This is a genomic window from Bradyrhizobium sp. LB13.1, from assembly GCF_054056815.1.
On the sequence record NZ_JBSRYQ010000001.1, the window covers coordinates 5,514,105 to 5,529,638 of the forward strand.

General features: G+C 64.2%; 13 protein-coding genes and 2 pseudogenes. 10 read left to right on the top strand and 5 right to left on the bottom strand.

Annotated elements, in window-relative coordinates; all coding sequences use genetic code 11:
• Positions 1-17: 17 nt before the first annotated feature.
• The 6 genes and pseudogenes from ACVWYI_RS26785 (at position 18) to ACVWYI_RS26810 (ending at position 7,794) form a co-directional block, all read left to right on the top strand.
• Complete coding sequence (locus ACVWYI_RS26785) at positions 18-905, top strand: ABC transporter permease (RefSeq protein WP_354103988.1); 888 nt, start codon at positions 18-20, stop codon at positions 903-905.
• Positions 905-2,554 carry an ABC transporter ATP-binding protein gene (locus tag ACVWYI_RS26790; RefSeq protein ID WP_456663627.1) on the top strand — a complete coding sequence of 550 codons (1,650 nt, stop codon included), beginning with the start codon at positions 905-907 and terminating at the stop codon, positions 2,552-2,554. The genes ACVWYI_RS26785 and ACVWYI_RS26790 overlap by 1 nt, the downstream gene beginning before the upstream one ends.
• A gap of 142 nt (positions 2,555-2,696) precedes the next feature.
• Positions 2,697-4,202, top strand: a complete 1,506-nt coding sequence (locus ACVWYI_RS26795; protein WP_456663628.1) for a M81 family metallopeptidase — start codon at positions 2,697-2,699, stop codon at positions 4,200-4,202.
• Between the two features lie 13 nt (positions 4,203-4,215).
• Complete coding sequence (locus ACVWYI_RS26800; RefSeq protein ID WP_456649393.1) at positions 4,216-5,388, top strand: M20 aminoacylase family protein; 1,173 nt, start codon at positions 4,216-4,218, stop codon at positions 5,386-5,388.
• A pseudogene (locus tag ACVWYI_RS26805) lies at positions 5,381-6,804 on the top strand (amidase). Before ACVWYI_RS26800 ends, ACVWYI_RS26805 begins: the two are co-directional and overlap by 8 nt.
• Positions 6,805-6,903: 99 nt before the next feature.
• Entirely contained in the window at positions 6,904-7,794 is an 891-nt protein-coding gene (locus tag ACVWYI_RS26810) for a crotonase/enoyl-CoA hydratase family protein (RefSeq protein WP_456663629.1), read from the top strand.
• A gap of 58 nt (positions 7,795-7,852) precedes the next feature.
• Here the strand turns inward: ACVWYI_RS26810 and ACVWYI_RS26815 are convergent, their stop codons facing one another.
• Both ACVWYI_RS26815 and ACVWYI_RS26820 read right to left on the bottom strand, forming a co-directional pair.
• Positions 7,853-8,839, bottom strand: coding sequence for an NADPH:quinone oxidoreductase family protein (locus tag ACVWYI_RS26815; protein ID WP_456663630.1), 987 nt, complete (start codon positions 8,837-8,839; stop codon positions 7,853-7,855).
• Positions 8,839-9,447 (bottom strand): DsbA family protein, encoded by a 609-nt coding sequence (locus ACVWYI_RS26820; protein ID WP_456663631.1) that lies wholly within the window; start codon positions 9,445-9,447, stop codon positions 8,839-8,841. Before ACVWYI_RS26820 ends, ACVWYI_RS26815 begins: the two co-directional genes overlap by 1 nt.
• 109 nt (positions 9,448-9,556) lie before the next feature.
• On the opposite strand from ACVWYI_RS26820, the gene ACVWYI_RS26825 reads away from it, so the two are divergent.
• Complete coding sequence (locus ACVWYI_RS26825; RefSeq protein WP_456649388.1) at positions 9,557-10,579, top strand: methionine synthase; 1,023 nt, start codon at positions 9,557-9,559, stop codon at positions 10,577-10,579.
• Positions 10,576-10,812 (top strand): hypothetical protein, encoded by a 237-nt coding sequence (locus ACVWYI_RS26830; RefSeq protein ID WP_354103981.1) that lies wholly within the window; start codon positions 10,576-10,578, stop codon positions 10,810-10,812. The genes ACVWYI_RS26825 and ACVWYI_RS26830 overlap by 4 nt, the downstream gene beginning before the upstream one ends.
• Here the strand turns inward: ACVWYI_RS26830 and ACVWYI_RS26835 are convergent.
• The 3 genes and pseudogenes from ACVWYI_RS26835 to ACVWYI_RS26845 form a co-directional block, all read right to left on the bottom strand.
• A complete protein-coding gene (locus ACVWYI_RS26835; protein ID WP_456663632.1) occupies positions 10,809-11,426 on the bottom strand; it encodes a hypothetical protein in 618 nt (205 codons plus the stop codon). The genes ACVWYI_RS26830 and ACVWYI_RS26835 overlap by 4 nt on opposite strands.
• A gap of 28 nt (positions 11,427-11,454) precedes the next feature.
• Positions 11,455-11,982 carry a xanthine phosphoribosyltransferase gene (gpt, locus tag ACVWYI_RS26840; protein ID WP_247338869.1) on the bottom strand — a complete coding sequence of 176 codons (528 nt, stop codon included), beginning with the start codon at positions 11,980-11,982 and terminating at the stop codon, positions 11,455-11,457.
• 28 nt (positions 11,983-12,010) lie between these two features.
• Positions 12,011-12,749 (bottom strand): annotated as a pseudogene (locus ACVWYI_RS26845) (competence/damage-inducible protein A).
• A 275-nt stretch (positions 12,750-13,024) separates the two neighbouring features.
• On the opposite strand from ACVWYI_RS26845, the gene ACVWYI_RS26850 reads away from it, so the two are divergent.
• Together ACVWYI_RS26850 and ACVWYI_RS26855 are read left to right on the top strand one after the other, a co-directional pair.
• Positions 13,025-14,443 (top strand): circularly permuted type 2 ATP-grasp protein, encoded by a 1,419-nt coding sequence (locus ACVWYI_RS26850; protein WP_247446432.1) that lies wholly within the window; start codon positions 13,025-13,027, stop codon positions 14,441-14,443.
• A gap of 4 nt (positions 14,444-14,447) precedes the next feature.
• The gene (locus tag ACVWYI_RS26855; protein WP_247338872.1) at positions 14,448-15,392 is read left to right on the top strand and encodes an alpha-E domain-containing protein; all 945 of its coding nucleotides are present in this window, start codon (positions 14,448-14,450) and stop codon (positions 15,390-15,392) included.
• The last annotated feature ends 142 nt before the right edge of the window (positions 15,393-15,534 follow it).

Here is a 15,534-nt window from a genome sequence, read left to right on the forward strand (position 1 = left end):
CAAGGATAGCAACAAAAATGTCGGTCGATACCCTTCCCCAGTCGTCCATTCCGATCACGTCGCCGCTGCGGCCGCGCTTCGGATTCCTCACCTCGACGCCGATCATCGCCACGGCAACGGTCTTGCTCGTGCTGATCGTGCTGATCTCGATCCTCGCGCCGCTGATCGCGCCGCATGATCCGATTCAGCTCGCGCCCTCGCAGCGGCTGAAGCCCTCTTCGGCGCAATTCCTGCTCGGCACCGACGCCTATGGCCGCGACCTGCTGTCGCGCGTCATGTATGGCGGACGCATCTCGCTTCTGATCGGCATCGGCTCGGCGATCATGTCGATCGTCATTGGGCTGGCGATCGGCCTCGTCTCCGGCTTCTTCAAGCTGGTCGATTCCGTCATGATGCGGATCATGGATGGCCTGATGGCGATGCCGAGCATCCTGCTCGCGATCGCCGTGGTGTCGCTGTCCGGCGCCAGCCTCTGGACCGTGCTGATCGCGATCACGATTCCCGAAGTTCCGCGTGTGGCACGCCTGGTGCGCTCGGTCGTGCTGTCGGCGCGCGAAGAGCCCTATGTTGAAGCGGCGATCTCGGTCGGCTCGTCGCTGCCAAAGATCATGTGGCGGCATTTGATGCCGAACACGATCGCACCTCTGATCGTGCAGGGCAGTTACGTCTGTGCCTCCGCGATCCTCACCGAGGCGATCCTCTCCTTCCTCGGCGCCGGCATCTCGCCGGAGACGCCGACCTGGGGCAACATCATGGCCGAGGGCCGTCAGTATTTCCAGCTCAAGCCGACGCTGATCTTCTGGCCGGGCCTGCTGCTCTCGATCGCGATCCTCAGCATCAATTTGATCGGCGACGCCGCCCGCGACGCACTCGATCCGCGCATGAAGCAGCGGGAAGGCAAGTGATGACCAACCCGATCCTCGACATCAACAACCTCGTCGTCTCCGTCGGCAAGAAGCCTAATGGGCCGAAGATCATCGACGGCATCTCGATCCAGGTCCATGAGCGCGAGACGCTGTGCCTCGTCGGCGAAAGCGGCTCGGGCAAGTCGGTGACCTCGCTGACCACGATGGGCCTGCTGCCGAAGGGCACGCTCGTGCCTACCGGCGGCAGCGTCAAGCTGGTCGGCGAAGAGCTGCTCACCGCGACCGACCGCCGCCTGCGCCAGCTGCGCGCGACGCGGATGGCGATGATTTTTCAAGAGCCGATGACAGCACTCAATCCGGTGGTCCCGGTCGGCCGCCAGATCGACGAAGTCCTGCGCGCGCACACCAATCTCGACGCGAAGGCGCGGAAGAAGCGCATCCTCGACATGATGGAGCAGGTGCGCCTGCCCCAGGTCGAGCGCATCTTTGCCTCCTACCCTCACCGACTCTCCGGCGGTCAGCGCCAGCGCATCATGATTGCGATGGCGCTCGTGCTCGAACCGAAGCTGCTCATTGCCGACGAGCCGACCACCGCGCTCGACGTCACAACGCAGAAGCAGATTTTGACCCTGATCCGCGACCTCCAGCGCGATCACGGAACCGCCGTGCTGTTCATTACCCATGACATGGGCGTGGTCGCCGAGATCGCCGACCGCGTCGCGGTGATGCGGCAGGGCCGATTGGTCGAGACCGGCACACTCGATTCCATCCTGCGCAATCCGACCATGGAGTACACCCGCAACCTGCTCTCCGCGGTGCCTAGCCTGGTGCCACGCGCCGCGCGGCCCGAGACAAAGGAGCCGGTCGTGCTGGAGGCCAACGAGCTCGGCAAGGTCTACAAGGAGCGCGCGTTCTTCGGCAAAGGCCGCGAGGTCGTCGCCGCCGACAAGGTCACGCTGACGCTGCGCAAGGGTCGCACGCTCGGCATCGTCGGCGAGAGCGGCTCGGGCAAGTCGACCGTCGCGCGCTGCATCGTGCGCCTGATCGATCCGACCTCCGGCGGCGTGCGCCTTTCCGGCCGCGAGATATCGGACCTGTCGCGCCGCCTGCTCCAGCCGCACCGGCAGAAGATCCAGATCGTGTTCCAGGATCCCTACCGTTCACTCAACCCGCGCGTCACTGTCGGTGAGACCATCGCGGAGGGTCCAATCAACTATGGTGTCTCCCACGCCGATGCGATGAAACGCGCGCGCGAGCTGCTCGAGCTGGTCGGCCTGCCGGTCGATGCGGTCTCGCGCTATCCGCACCAGTTCTCCGGCGGTCAGCGCCAGCGTATCGCCATCGCCCGTGCGCTCGCGCTCGATCCCGACGTGCTGGTGGCGGACGAAGCAGTCTCGGCGCTCGACGTCTCCGTGCAGGCGCAAGTGCTGGAACTGTTCGACGAGATACAGAAGCGGCTCGGCATCGCGATCCTGTTCATCACCCACGATCTGCGGGTCGCAGCACAGATTTGCGACGAGGTCGTGGTGATGCAGCACGGCCGTGTCGTCGAGCAGGGCCCGGCCGCCGAAGTGCTGACGCATCCGAAGGAGGCTTACACCAGAGCCTTGCTCGAGGCAGCGCCCGGCCGCGGCTGGGACTTTGCGAATTTCCGGCCGGTGTCGGAGGGTGTGGCGGCGAGCGCTTAGTCTCTCCCTCGCAATGACGGCGATTGCGGCAAGCATTCCCAAAACAGCTTGACGCCATGCACGGCGCGATTGCTTCCCACCTTGCTCTCGCCTCAGCGGCAGGGCTAACGTCGCGCACTTTCAATTGCCTGGACTTGAGTTGATGACACGTATCGCCGTCGGCGGCTTCCTGCACGAGACCAACACCTTCGCTCCGACGAAGGCGACTTTCGCAGACTTCCAGCACGGCGGCGGATGGCCGGCGATGACTGAAGGCGCCGACGTGCTGAGGGTGATGCGCCGCATCAATGTCGGCCTCGCCGGTTTCGTCGACAGCGCCGAAGCCAAGGGCTGGGAACTCGTTCCGACGATCGCGTGCGGTGCCAGCCCCTCCGCGCATGTCACCAGGGACGCCTTCGAGCGCATCGTCAAGGTGATGGTCGACGGCATCGCGGCCGCCGGCGCGATCGACGCCGTCTATCTCGACCTGCATGGCGCCATGGTGACCGAGCATCTCGACGACGGCGAAGGCGAGATTCTGGCGCGCGTGCGCCGCGTCATCGGCAAGGACGTTCCGCTGATCACCAGCCTCGATCTCCATGCCAACGTCACCCCCGACATGATGGAACATGCGGATGCGCTGATCGCCTACCGCACCTATCCCCATGTCGACATGGCCGAGACGGGCCGCGCCTCCGCAAGGCATCTCGCGCTGCTGCTGGACACGAAACAGCGATTCGCAAAAGCCTTCAGGCAATTGCCGTTCCTGATCCCGATCAGCTGGCAATGCACCAACGACCAGCCGACCAAGCGCATCTACGAAAAGCTCGCCGCGCTGGAGAGTGATGCGGTTCCGACGCTGTCCTTCGCGCCCGGCTTCCCCGCCGCCGATTTCCGCGATTGCGGGCCGAGCGTGTTCGCCTATGGCAAGACGCAAGCCGATGCCGATCGCGCAGCGGATGCGATCGTAAAACTGATCGAAAGCCACGAGGACGATTTCGACGGCAAGATCTGGTCACCCGATGACGGCGTGCGCCACGCGATGGAACTCTCGAAGGGCGCGAGCAAACCGATCATCATCGCCGACACCCAGGACAATCCCGGCGCCGGCGGCGATTCCGACACCACGGGCATGCTGCGCGCACTGGTACGCAACAAGGCGAGTGCTGCGACCGGCGCGATCTACGATCCGGAATCCGCCAAGGCCGCCCATGTGGCCGGCGTCGGCGCCACCGTGACGCTGTCACTCGGCGGCAAGTCCGGCATTCCCGGCGACGAGCCCTATCGCGAGTCCTTCGTCGTCGAAAAACTCTCCGACGGCCGCTTCGTCGCGCCCGGCCCTTACTATGGCGGCCGCGAGATGGAGATGGGCCCCTCTGCCTGCCTGCGCATCGGCGACGTCCGCGTCGTCGTGAGCTCGCACAAGGCGCAGCTCGCCGACCAGGCGATGTACCGCTATGTCGGCATCGAGCCGACCGAAGAGAAGATTCTGGTCAACAAGAGCTCGGTCCACTTCCGCGCCGATTTCGAGCCGATCGCGGAAATGCTGATGATCTGCGCCGCGCCCGGCGCGATGCCGGCGGACACAGCCACCCTGCCATGGACGCGCCTGCGGCCGGGTATTCGCATCAAGCCGAACGGCCCGGTTTTCACTCCCTCCTCACGCTAACTGGACACAACACATGCCCACGATTGACCGCATCGACGGCTATGCCGACGAACTCACAGCCATTCGCCGCGACCTCCACGCCCATCCGGAGATCGGCTTCGAGGAAGTGCGCACCTCCGGCATCGTCGCGGACAAGCTGAAGAGCTGGGGCATCGAGGTGCATCGCGGTCTCGGCGGCACCGGCGTGATCGGCGTCATCAAGGGCAAGGGATCTAGCGGCAAGCGCATCGGCCTGCGCGCCGACATGGACGCGCTGCCGATGGAGGAGAACACCAATCTGAAATGGAGCTCGAAAATCCCCGGCCGCTTCCACGGCTGCGGCCATGACGGCCACACGACCATGCTACTGGGCACCGCGCGCTACCTCGCCGAGACCAAAAACTTCGACGGCACGGTGCATCTGATCTTCCAGCCGGCCGAGGAAGGCCTTGGCGGCGCCCGCGCGATGATCAAGGACGGCTTGTTCGAGAAGTTTCCGTGCGACGAGCTCTACGGTCTGCACAACGCGCCCGACCTCAACCACGGCGAGATCGCGATCCTGCCCGGCCCGGCGATGGCCAGCGCCGACTTCTTCGACCTCCGCATTACCGGCTACGGCGCGCATGGCGCGATGCCCGAACGCTCAAAGGACGCGGTGATCATCGCGACCACGCTGGCGCAGGCGATCCAGACCATCGTCAGCCGCAACGTCGAGCCGCTGCAGGCCGCCGTCATCTCGATCACGCAGATTCACGCCGGTTCCGCCTACAACGTCATCCCCGGCGAGGCGCATCTCTGCGGCACCATCCGCACCTTCTCCGATGAAGTCCGCGCCCTGATCAGCCAACGCATCCGCACGATCTGCGCCGGCATCGCGAGCGCCTTCCAGTGCGAGATCGAAGCCGACATCCGCGACACCTTCGGCGTGCTGGTCAACCAGGTCGAGCAGTCCAAGGTGGTCGAGGAGGTCGCGCGCACCGTCGTCGATCCTGCCAAGGTGATTACCCGCACCCAGCCGAAGATGGGCAGCGAGGATTTTGCCGACATGCTGCAAACCATTCCCGGCGCCTATTTCTGGGTCGGCCACGACGGCTCGGTGCCCGTGCACAATCCCGGCTTCGTGCTCGACGACAAGATCCTGCCGATCGGTGCCAGCATGTTCGCCCGGATCATCGAGACCCGCATGCCGGTAGGTAGCAATGCATAAAAAGAGCGTCGAAGAGGCGGTCACCTCGCTGCACGATCTTTCCGCGGTCGATCTGATCGCGGGCTATCGCGCCAAACAATTCTCGCCAAGCGAGGTGCTGGAAGACGTGCTCGCGCACGTCGCAGCGTGGGGGAGCCGCATCTTAAAGCGCTCTATGCATTCGATCCCGACGGCGCGCGCGAGACCGCGAAGGCCTCGACCGCGCGCTGGACCGGCGGCGAGCCGTCGGGCTCGCTAGACGGCGTGCCTGTGACGGTAAAGGACAACATCGCGACCAAGGGCGTGCCCGTGCCGCTGGGGGCCGCGAGCGTTAAGCTGGTGCCGGCCGAGAAGGACGCACCGCCCGCCGCGCGCCTGCGCGAAGCCGGTGCGATCATCTTCGCAAAAACCACCATGCCCGATTACGGCATGCTGTCCTCGGGGCTCTCCAGCTTCCATGCGCTCGCGCGCAATCCCTGGGACCTCTCCAAGAATCCCGGCGGGTCCAGCGCCGGCGCGGGCGCCGCTGCGGCAGCCGGCTATGGTCCGCTGCATCTCGGGACCGATATCGGCGGCTCGGTTCGTTTGCCCGCGGGCTGGTGCGGCCTGGTCGGATTGAAGCCAAGCTTTGGCCGCGTGCCGATTGATCCCGCCTATGTCGGCCGCGTCGCGGGGCCGATGACCCGCACCGTCGATGATTGCGCGCTGATGATGAGCGTGATGGCAAAACCCGACCGGCGCGACGGCATGAGCCTCCCCGCCGAGCCGCTGAACTGGAAGGGGCTGGAGAAATCGCCGCGCAAACTCCGTATCGGATTGATGCTCGATCCCGGCGTTGGCCAGGCGCTGGAGAAGCCGGTGCGCGAGGTCGCGGTGAAGGCGGCGAAAGCGTTCGAATCCGCAGGCGCCGTCGTCACCGAAGTCGACGGCATCCTCACGCGCGAAATGCTCGACGGCCTCGACAACTTTTGGCGCGCACGGATGTGGGATGATCTGTCGAAGCTGACGCCCGCCGAGCAGGCAAAGATACTGCCCTACATTTTCAAGTGGGGCGAGTCTGGCGCGAAGCTCTCGGGTGTCGACGTCATCAGGGGCTTCAACCAGACCATGGCGATCCGCGCCGCGGCATCAAAGCTGTTCTGCGAGCTCGACTATGTGATCTCGCCGACCGCGCCGAACGTGAACTATCCGGCGGAATGGGCCTCGCCGACCAACGATCCCATGAAGCCGTTCGAGCACATCGCCTATACCGTGCCGTGGAATATGTCGGAGAATCCGGCGATCTCCATCAACGGCGGCTTTGACGCCAGGGGTTTCCCCATCGGCGTCCAGATCGTCGGACGCCGCTTCGACGATATCGGCGTGCTCGGCATGGCCAAGGCGTTCGAGAGCTTGCGCGGCCCGCAGAAGCCCTGGCCCAGCCCGCCCGCGACGTAGAGCTTGGCCACCACACGCCCAGTCCGCGCAAGACGGACGCTGGCGGCCGTGCGTGACGTCTCCTCGATACGGAAATTCAGGACAGGGAAGGAAACCACCATGGCGTATGAGACGATCAAATACGAAATCGCCGAGCAGATCCTCACCATCACGCTGAACCGGCCCGACAAGCTCAACGCCTTCAACGCGAAGATGCAAGGGGAGCTGATCGACGCGTTCGATGCCGCTGACAAGGACGACGACGTCCGCGCCATCATCGTCACCGGCGCCGGCCGCGGTTTCTGCGCGGGCGCAGACCTTTCGTCGGGCGCCGACACCTTTGATCGCGACGCACGGCGCGGGCCCGTAAAACGCTTCGCCGACGGCAAGGTCGACTACAGCGATTCCCAGGTGCGCGACGGCGGTGGCCAGGTGACGCTGCGCATCTTCAAATGCTTAAAGCCGGTGATTGCCGCGGTGAACGGTCCCGCGGTCGGCATCGGCGTCACCATGCAGCTCGCGATGGACATCCGCATCGCCTCCGACGCCGCCCGGTTCGGCTTCGTGTTCTCCCAGCGCGGCATCGTGCCGGAGGCGGCCTCGAGTTGGTTCCTACCGCGCATCGTCGGCATTTCCCAGGCGCTGGAATGGTGTTATTCGGGCCGCGTCTTCCCAGCCCAGGAAGCCCTCGCCGGCCGTCTCGTCAGCAAGGTCGTAGCCCCGGATGATCTGCTGCCGACCGCCCGCGCGCTCGCCAAGGAGTTTGCCGCCAAGACCGCACCGGTGTCGGTGGCACTGATCCGCCAGATGATGTGGCGCATGATGGGCGCCGACGATCCGATGGAAGCCCATAAGGTCGACAGCCGTGGCATCTACGCCCGCGGCCGCTCGGACGATGTGAAGGAAGGCGTGACATCGTTCCTTGAGAAACGCCCTGCGCAGTTCAAGAACAAGGTGTCGAGCGACATGCCGGACTATTTCCCGTGGTGGACCGAGCGGGAGTACAAGTGAGGCCTCTTAACTTTCTGCGCTTCGAGAGAAGTGGTGGGTTACGCTTCGCTAGCCCACCTTACTTTTCTCCATGCATCATCAGCGCCACACGCCCGATCGCCTTGCGGTCAAGCAACAGCCGCATCGCCTTCGCATAATCTTCCAGCGGCAGGCGGTGCGAGATGTTGGGCCGCAGCTTGCCCTCCTCCGCCCATGTCAGCAGCGCCTTTAGACGCACCTCGCCAAGCGCGGGATTTTTCCGCACGGCTTCGCCGGCACGCACACCGAGCACGCTGGCGCCTTTGATCAGCAACAAATTGGTCTTGGCCGAGCCGATGCCGCCGGTAAAGCCGATCACGAGGAGCCGCGCGCCCCAGGCGATACAGCGCATCGAATTCTCGAACACCTCGCCGCCGACGGGATCGAACACGACGTCGGCCCCGCGACCGTCAGTGATACGCTTGACCGCATCACGAAACGGCTCGCGGTCGTAGCGGATAAGATGATCGGCGCCGCGGGATTTCGCGATGGCAAGCTTCTCGTCGCTGGAAGCGGTCGCGATCACGGTCGCGCCCAGCATCTTGCCGATCTCGACGGCAGCAAGGCCAACGCCCCCGCCGGCGCCATGCACCAGCAGCACCTCGCCCGGCTCGACTCGACCGCGGTCGATCAGCGCGTGATAGGCAGTGCCATGCCCGGCGAGATAAGTCGCAGCTTCGGCATAGTCGAACGTCGATGGCATCGGCGTGAGCTGCGACGGCGTCACCACGGCTTCATCCGTGAAGGCGCCGTGCCGCATCTTGACGATGACCTTGTCGCCGACGGCGACGCCGCTTGCCTCTGCGCCGACCTCGGTAACGTCGCCGGCCGCCTCCATACCCGGCGTGAACGGCAGCTCGGGCTTGAGCTGGTATTCGCCGGCCGCCATCAGCACGTCGGGAAAATTCAAGCCAGCGGCGCGGATCGCGACCCGCACTTCGCTCGGCTTCAGGTCGTGCGACGGAAACTCCTCCAGCCGCAACGTTTCGGGCGCGCCGAGCGCCCGGCAGACGACAGCCCGCACCATCAGGCCGCGCTCGCCTTGCGGCGCAGGATCGCCTCACGGATCAGCGGGAGGCGGTCGTTGCCGAAATACATGTCGGTCTTGCCAACGAAGATCGTCGGCGAGCCGAAGCCGCCGCGGGCTACGACCTCTTCGGTGTTGGCCTTGAGCTGGTCCTTGATCGGCTGCCCGGAAATGCCCGCGAAGAATTTCTGCTCGTCGACGCCGACCTTCCTGCAGATGTCGGCGAGCACTGCGTCCTGCGAGATATCCTTGTCCTCGCCCCAATAGGTCTCGAACACCGCCATGGCGAAAGGCACCGATTCCTGCCCGAGCCAGATGCAGCCGCGCATCGCTTTCACACTGTTCACCGGAAACACCGTCGGCGGCATCTTGATCGACAGGCCGGCCGAGCGCGTCCAGTCGGCAAGGTCCTTTTTCATGTAGCGCGCCTTCAGCGGCACCGGCGTCTCGCGCTGCGCATAGACGCTCGGATTGACCGTGTTGAAGATGCCGCCGACCAGGATCGGCCGCCAGATGATCTCCGCGCCGAGTTCTTTGGCGAGCGGCTGGATGTTGTGGAAGGCGAGATAGGTCCAGGGGCTGGAACAGTCGAAGAAGAACTCGATCATGGCGTTTCCGGTCCGGCGTCGCGGGTTTCAAGGCGACTTTTGTTGTTCTGTACCTCGACGTTAAGACATGGCAGGAAGGGGCGCAACACAACCCGCCGGGAGGGCCGCCATGCTGTTTCCAACCACGATCGCCGGCTCCTTGCCGAAGCCGGAATGGCTCGCCGAGCCCAACATGCTCTGGGCGCCATGGAAGTCGCAAGGCGACGAGCTCGTCCGCGCCAAGCGCGATGCGACCATGCTTGCCGTCAAAGTCCAGGAGGACGCCGGCATCGACATCGTCACCGAGGGCGAGCAGGCCCGACAGCATTTCGTCCACGGTTTTCTGGAGAAGATCGAGGGCATCGATTTTGCCCACAAGGTCGAGATGGGCATCCGCAAGGATCGCTACAAGGCGATGGTGCCGCAGGTGGTCGCCCCGCTCCGGCTGAAGAGCCGCGTTCACGCCGATGAGGCGCGCGTCGCGCGGATGCATACAAAGAAGAAGCTCAAGTTCACCCTGCCCGGCCCGATGACCATCATCGACACCATTGCCGATCGCTACTATGGCGACCGCGTCAAGATGGCCTTTGCATTCGCCGAACTCCTGAACGAGGAAGCCAAGGCGCTCCAGGCCGACGGCGTCGATCTCGTGCAGTTCGACGAGCCCGCCTTCAACGTCTACATGGACGAGGTCAACGACTGGGGCATCAAGGCGCTGGAGCGCGCGGCGCAAGGCCTGACCTGCGTCACCGCCGTGCACATCTGCTACGGCTACGGCATCAAGGCCAACACCGACTGGAAGGAGACGCTCGGCGCACAATGGCGGCAGTATGAGCAGATCTTCCCTGCGATCGACGCCAGCCCTATCCAGCAGGTCGCGATCGAATGCCGCAATTCGAAGGTGCCGCTCGATCTCCTCGCGCTGCTCAAGAACAAGATCGTGCAGGCCGGTGTGATCGATGTCGCTAGCGACACGGTGGAGACCGCCGAGGACGTCGTGCAGGTGATCGACGCTGTGTCGAAATTCGTACCCAAGAGCAACATCATCGCCACCACCAATTGCGGCATGGCGCCGATGCGGCGGGAGATCGCCGAAGCCAAGTTGATGGCGCTCGGTGCCGGTGCCGCCCTGGCACGCGAGAAGCTCGGATGATGACGGTGATCCGGACGGCGCTCGTCGTCGCAACATTTGCGGCGATCACCTCGTCTGCGCGCGCGGAGGATCGCTCCGTGCTCCTTACCTGCAAGGCGATGGTGGAGCGCGCATCGCGAGATGCGAATGCCGCGAGCGAAGTCGAGCTGACCCGGTGCCGCCAGGTGATCCGCGAATGGGCATTGCGCGATGCGCGGACAAATGTGGATGAAGAAGGCAGGCCGCTCCGCTAATCCAGGGCGGTGGGATGCAGCAGCAACTGATATCCGGCACTGAGCGCGCGCAGTGTGGACGGGGGAGTCAGCAGCATCGCGCTCGCCAGCTCACCCGTAGCGCGGACATAGCCGGCAGGCGACCACGTTAGCGCTCGTCCCTGTATCACCAGAAAACTCTCTTCACCCTGCTGCACCATCGCGCCGTCAGGCAATTCTGCGAGGGGCGCAGGCAGCGGGTGCAAACGCTTGCGACCATGATCCAGACGTTCCAGGTGCAGTTGGACATCAATCTCCTTCGCACGCGCGTTGCTCACGCCGTTGCCCGTCTCCCACGCTGCGCGAAAGCGCTTGGCGTCGTCGCGGCGGCAGAAGAAGCAGGGACGGTGACCCGCGGCAAACGCCGTGGCCTCGTCGAGAAAGAACAGCTCGGTCCAGCTCCGCCGCGCCATCACCGGCCGCCGCCAGCCGCGGAATTCACACAGGCAAACGATCCAAGCCGACGACGACCACCGCTTCCTCAGCAGCGTCTTCGTCGCGGGATCATGGATGATGCCGCGGTTGCCGGTGAACAGGCCGCGGTGCGGTGTGGCAATGATCTCGCCGGTCGGCGTGACGCGGTTTTGAAGGGGCATCGATGGCTCCGCCGCGCGGTCGCAATAGTCACGCCGCCCCGTCGCGGAGCGGCGGGTGGTAGGACAGCGCTGTGTCCCACGGGAAGAATATCCAGGTGTCCTGCGAGACTTCGGTGATGAAGGTGTCGACCAGCGGACGTCCCTTCGGCTTGGCGTAGACGGTTGCGAAATGCGCATCGGGAAGCATCGCGCGCACCAGCTTGCCGGTCTTGCCGGTATCGACGAGATCGTCGACGATCAGGAGCCCCTTGCCGGTGCCGCCGCCGAGTTTCATCGCCGCATCTGAAATGCCCTTGAGAACCTGCAAGTCACCCTGCTTGTCGTGATCGTAGCTGGCGATGCAGACCGTATCGATCACGCGCACGCCGAGCTCGCGCGCGACGATCGCGGCCGGCACCAGGCCGCCGCGCGTGATCGCGATCACCGCGTGGAACGGGCCGACCTCGTTGAGCCGCCAGGTCAACGCCCGGCAGTCCCGATGGAACTGGTCCCACGAGACAGGAAAAGCCTTGCCTGCACGTTCCTGCGCGCTCAGTTCCGGTGCATCACCAGCCATTGTCGTCTCCTAATTCGTCTGCCGGCAGCTAGCGGGTGATATTCAATCCCGCCAGCATTTCCTTCACCGCCACCATCGCTGCCGCCAGCTTGTCCGCGTCGCGCGAGCGCACCACCAGGTTGGTGTTGGGCTTCTGCTCTTCATCCATGAAGGGATAGCTGCCGATGATGGTGTCGGGGTGCTCGGCGGCAATCACTCGCAGTGGGCTGCCGATGTCACCCTCACGCGCATTGGCGCGGACCGATTCGGAAAGCATGCGCACGCCCGATTTCAGCTTGGGCGAGACGATGTCCATCATCGCCTGCATGATCGAGGGCACGCCGGCCATCACGATCACATTGCCGATCTTGAAGCCGGGGGCGAGGATGGTCGCGCTCTGGATCAACTCCGCACCGTCGGGAATGCGGGCCATGCGCAGGCGGGCCTCGTTGAGATCCTGCTCGCTCCATCGCTCGCGGAAACGGGCGACCACCTCCGGGTGATGGTCGATGCCGACGCCGAACGCCTTGGCGACGCTGTCGGCGGTGATGTCGTCGTTGGGTCGGGCCAATGCCGCCGGTGGTGAAGACATAGGTGTAGCGATGCCGCAGTGCATCCAACGCGGCAATGATGTCGGGCTCGTCGTCGGAGACGACCCGGACCTCCTTCAGGTCAATGCCGATATTGGTCAGGTATTCGGCGATGAAGCCGATATTCTTGTCCTTGGTCCGGCCGGACAGGATTTCGTCCCCAATAACCAGAATGCCCGCCGTGACGATCTCGCTCATAAACTATCCCTCACTTTTAGGGTCGACTTTGCCGAGGTAACGCGTTGAAGTCACGCGCTTTTGCTGCCGAAATAAGCAGTCCTCAGCCATTTTTTCAGGCAAGCCGCCGGCCATCCCCGGCAAATGTCCTCTGCCCATGCTTATCGCGCTGGCCCGGCCCTTGCTACCGCATGAAAGTCATGCACTCTTGCCGCATGGCCAGGACGTTGCGGTCTCCATCAAGGCCTGACGACCTGTCGAATGGCGCAACGCCTTGCGGAGACAAGTCGGGATCTATGGCACTCGCGTTTGATGAAATGAACATTCCCGGTGGGGACCTTCGCCCCGCCTATCAGGAGCTGGCACGCTGGCTCAAGGAGACGCCGCCCGAGGCGCTCGAATATCGCCGCCAGGAAGCCGAGCTCCTCTTCCGCCGCATCGGCATTACCTTCGCGGTCTACGGCGATACCGAGTCCACCGAACGCCTGATCCCCTTCGACGTGATCCCGCGGATCATGTCCGGCAAGGAATGGGCGCTGCTCGAGAAGGGCCTGAAGCAGCGGGTGCGCGCGCTCAACATGTTCCTGCGCGACATCTATCACGGCCGTGACATCCTCCGCGCCGAGGTCGTGCCCGACGACCTCATCTTTCAGAACCCGGTCTTCCGGCCCGAGATGAACGGCCAGCAGGTGCCGCACGACGTCTACGTGCACATCGCCGGCATCGACATCGTCCGGGTCGATGCAGAGGACTTCATCGTGCTGGAGGACAATGCGCGCACGCCCTCGGGCGTGTCGTACATGCTGGAAAACCGCGAGATCATGATGCGGCTGTTTCCGGACCTGTTCGCCCGCCACAGAGTGGCGCCGGTCGAGCGCTATCCGGACGAGTTGCTGTCCGCCCTGCGCTCAGTGGCACCGCAAAGCGCCTCCGGCGAGCCGACCGTCGCGTTGCTTACCCCTGGCGTTTACAACTCGGCCTATTACGAGCACTCCTTCCTCGCCGACAAGCTCGGCATCGAGCTGGTCGAGGGCCGCGACCTCATCGTCAAGAACAACGAAGTGTTCATGCGGACGACCGAAGGCGTGAAGCGCGTTGACGTGATCTACCGTCGCGTCGACGACGACTACCTCGATCCCCTCACCTTCCGCCCCGACTCCGCGCTCGGCGTGCCCGGGCTGATGTCGGCCTATGCGGCCGGCAACATCACGCTTGCCAACGCGGTCGGCACCGGGATCGCCGATGACAAGGCGATCTACTCCTACATGCCGGACATCGTAAAATTCTATCTCGGCGAGGAGCCGATCCTGAAGAACGTGCCGACCTGGCGCTGCCGCGAGCCGAAGGATCTCGCCTATGTGCTCGACCATCTGAACGAACTCGTCGTGAAGGAGGTGCATGGCTCCGGCGGCTACGGCATGCTGATCGGTCCTGCCGCGACCAAGGCGACGATCGAAGCCTTCCGCGAAAAGCTCAAGCGCGAGCCCGAGGGCTTCATTGCGCAGCCGACGCTGGCGCTCTCGACCTGCCCGACCTGCACGGCATCCGGCCTTGCGCCGCGCCACGTGGACCTGCGGCCGTTCGTGCTCACCGGCAGCAAGAGCACCACGATCGTGCCGGGCGGGCTGACACGCGTTGCGCTGAAGGAAGGCTCCCTGGTGGTGAATTCGAGCCAGGGCGGCGGCACGAAAGACACCTGGATTCTGGACGAGTAGAGAGATGCTGTCGCGTACCGCCGAAAACCTCTATTGGCTCGCCCGCTACGTCGAACGGGCCGAGTATCTCGCGCGCACCATCGATGCGACGCTGCGCGTCACCGCGCTTCCCGCCGCCTATATCGGCAAGACCAACGAATGGGACTCGGCGCTTTTGACCGCCGGCGTCGCCGCGAGCTTCTATCAACAGTACGAAGAAGCCAACGAGCACAACGTCGTCGATTATCTCTCGTTCTCGGCCGATAATCCGTCCTCGATCAGGAATTGCATCGAGGCGGCGCGGCTGAATTCGCGCTCGGTGCGCACAGCGCTGACGAGCGAGATGTGGGACACCATCAACTCGGCCTGGATCGAGTTGCAGGAGGTCTGGAGCAGAGGAACCTCCACGCGCGAGGATCTCGCAAAATTCCTGCGCTTCGTGCAGGAGACCTCGCTGCGCTTCGACGGCTCGGCCTACCGGACCATGCTGCGCAACGACGCCTACTGGTTCTCGCGGATGGGCCTGCATCTCGAACGCGCCGACAACACCGCGCGCATTCTCGACGTGAAATACCACGTGCTGTTGCCCGAGGAGGAGCATGTCGGCGGCCCGCTCGATTTCTACCAGTGGACCTCGATCCTGCGCTCGGTCTCGGCGCTGACGGCCTATCACTGGGTCTATCGCGAGACGCTGAAACCCTGGCTGATCGCGGATTTGCTCATCCTCAACGACTCGCTGCCGCGTTCGCTTGCAAGCTGCTACGGCAATCTCGTGCGCAATCTCGACCAGATCGGCGTCGCCTATGGCCGCCAGGGCCCCGCCCAGCGCCATGCCCGCGGCATCCGCAATCGGCTGGAACACAGCAATATGAACGACATTTTCCAGCACGGCGTGCATGAATTCATTCAGGAATTCATCGCGGACAATGCCAGGCTGGGCGAAATCATCACGAAGCAGTATTTGATCTGATGTCCCCCGGCTGACGAAAACGGGATATCGTCATGGCCCGGGCTTGTCCCGGCCATCCACGTTCCTGCTTTCGCGCGCGAAGACAAGCCCGGCCATGACGAGCTTCTTCGCAGCAGGCAGTCGGGTCTAACCACTAACTTCA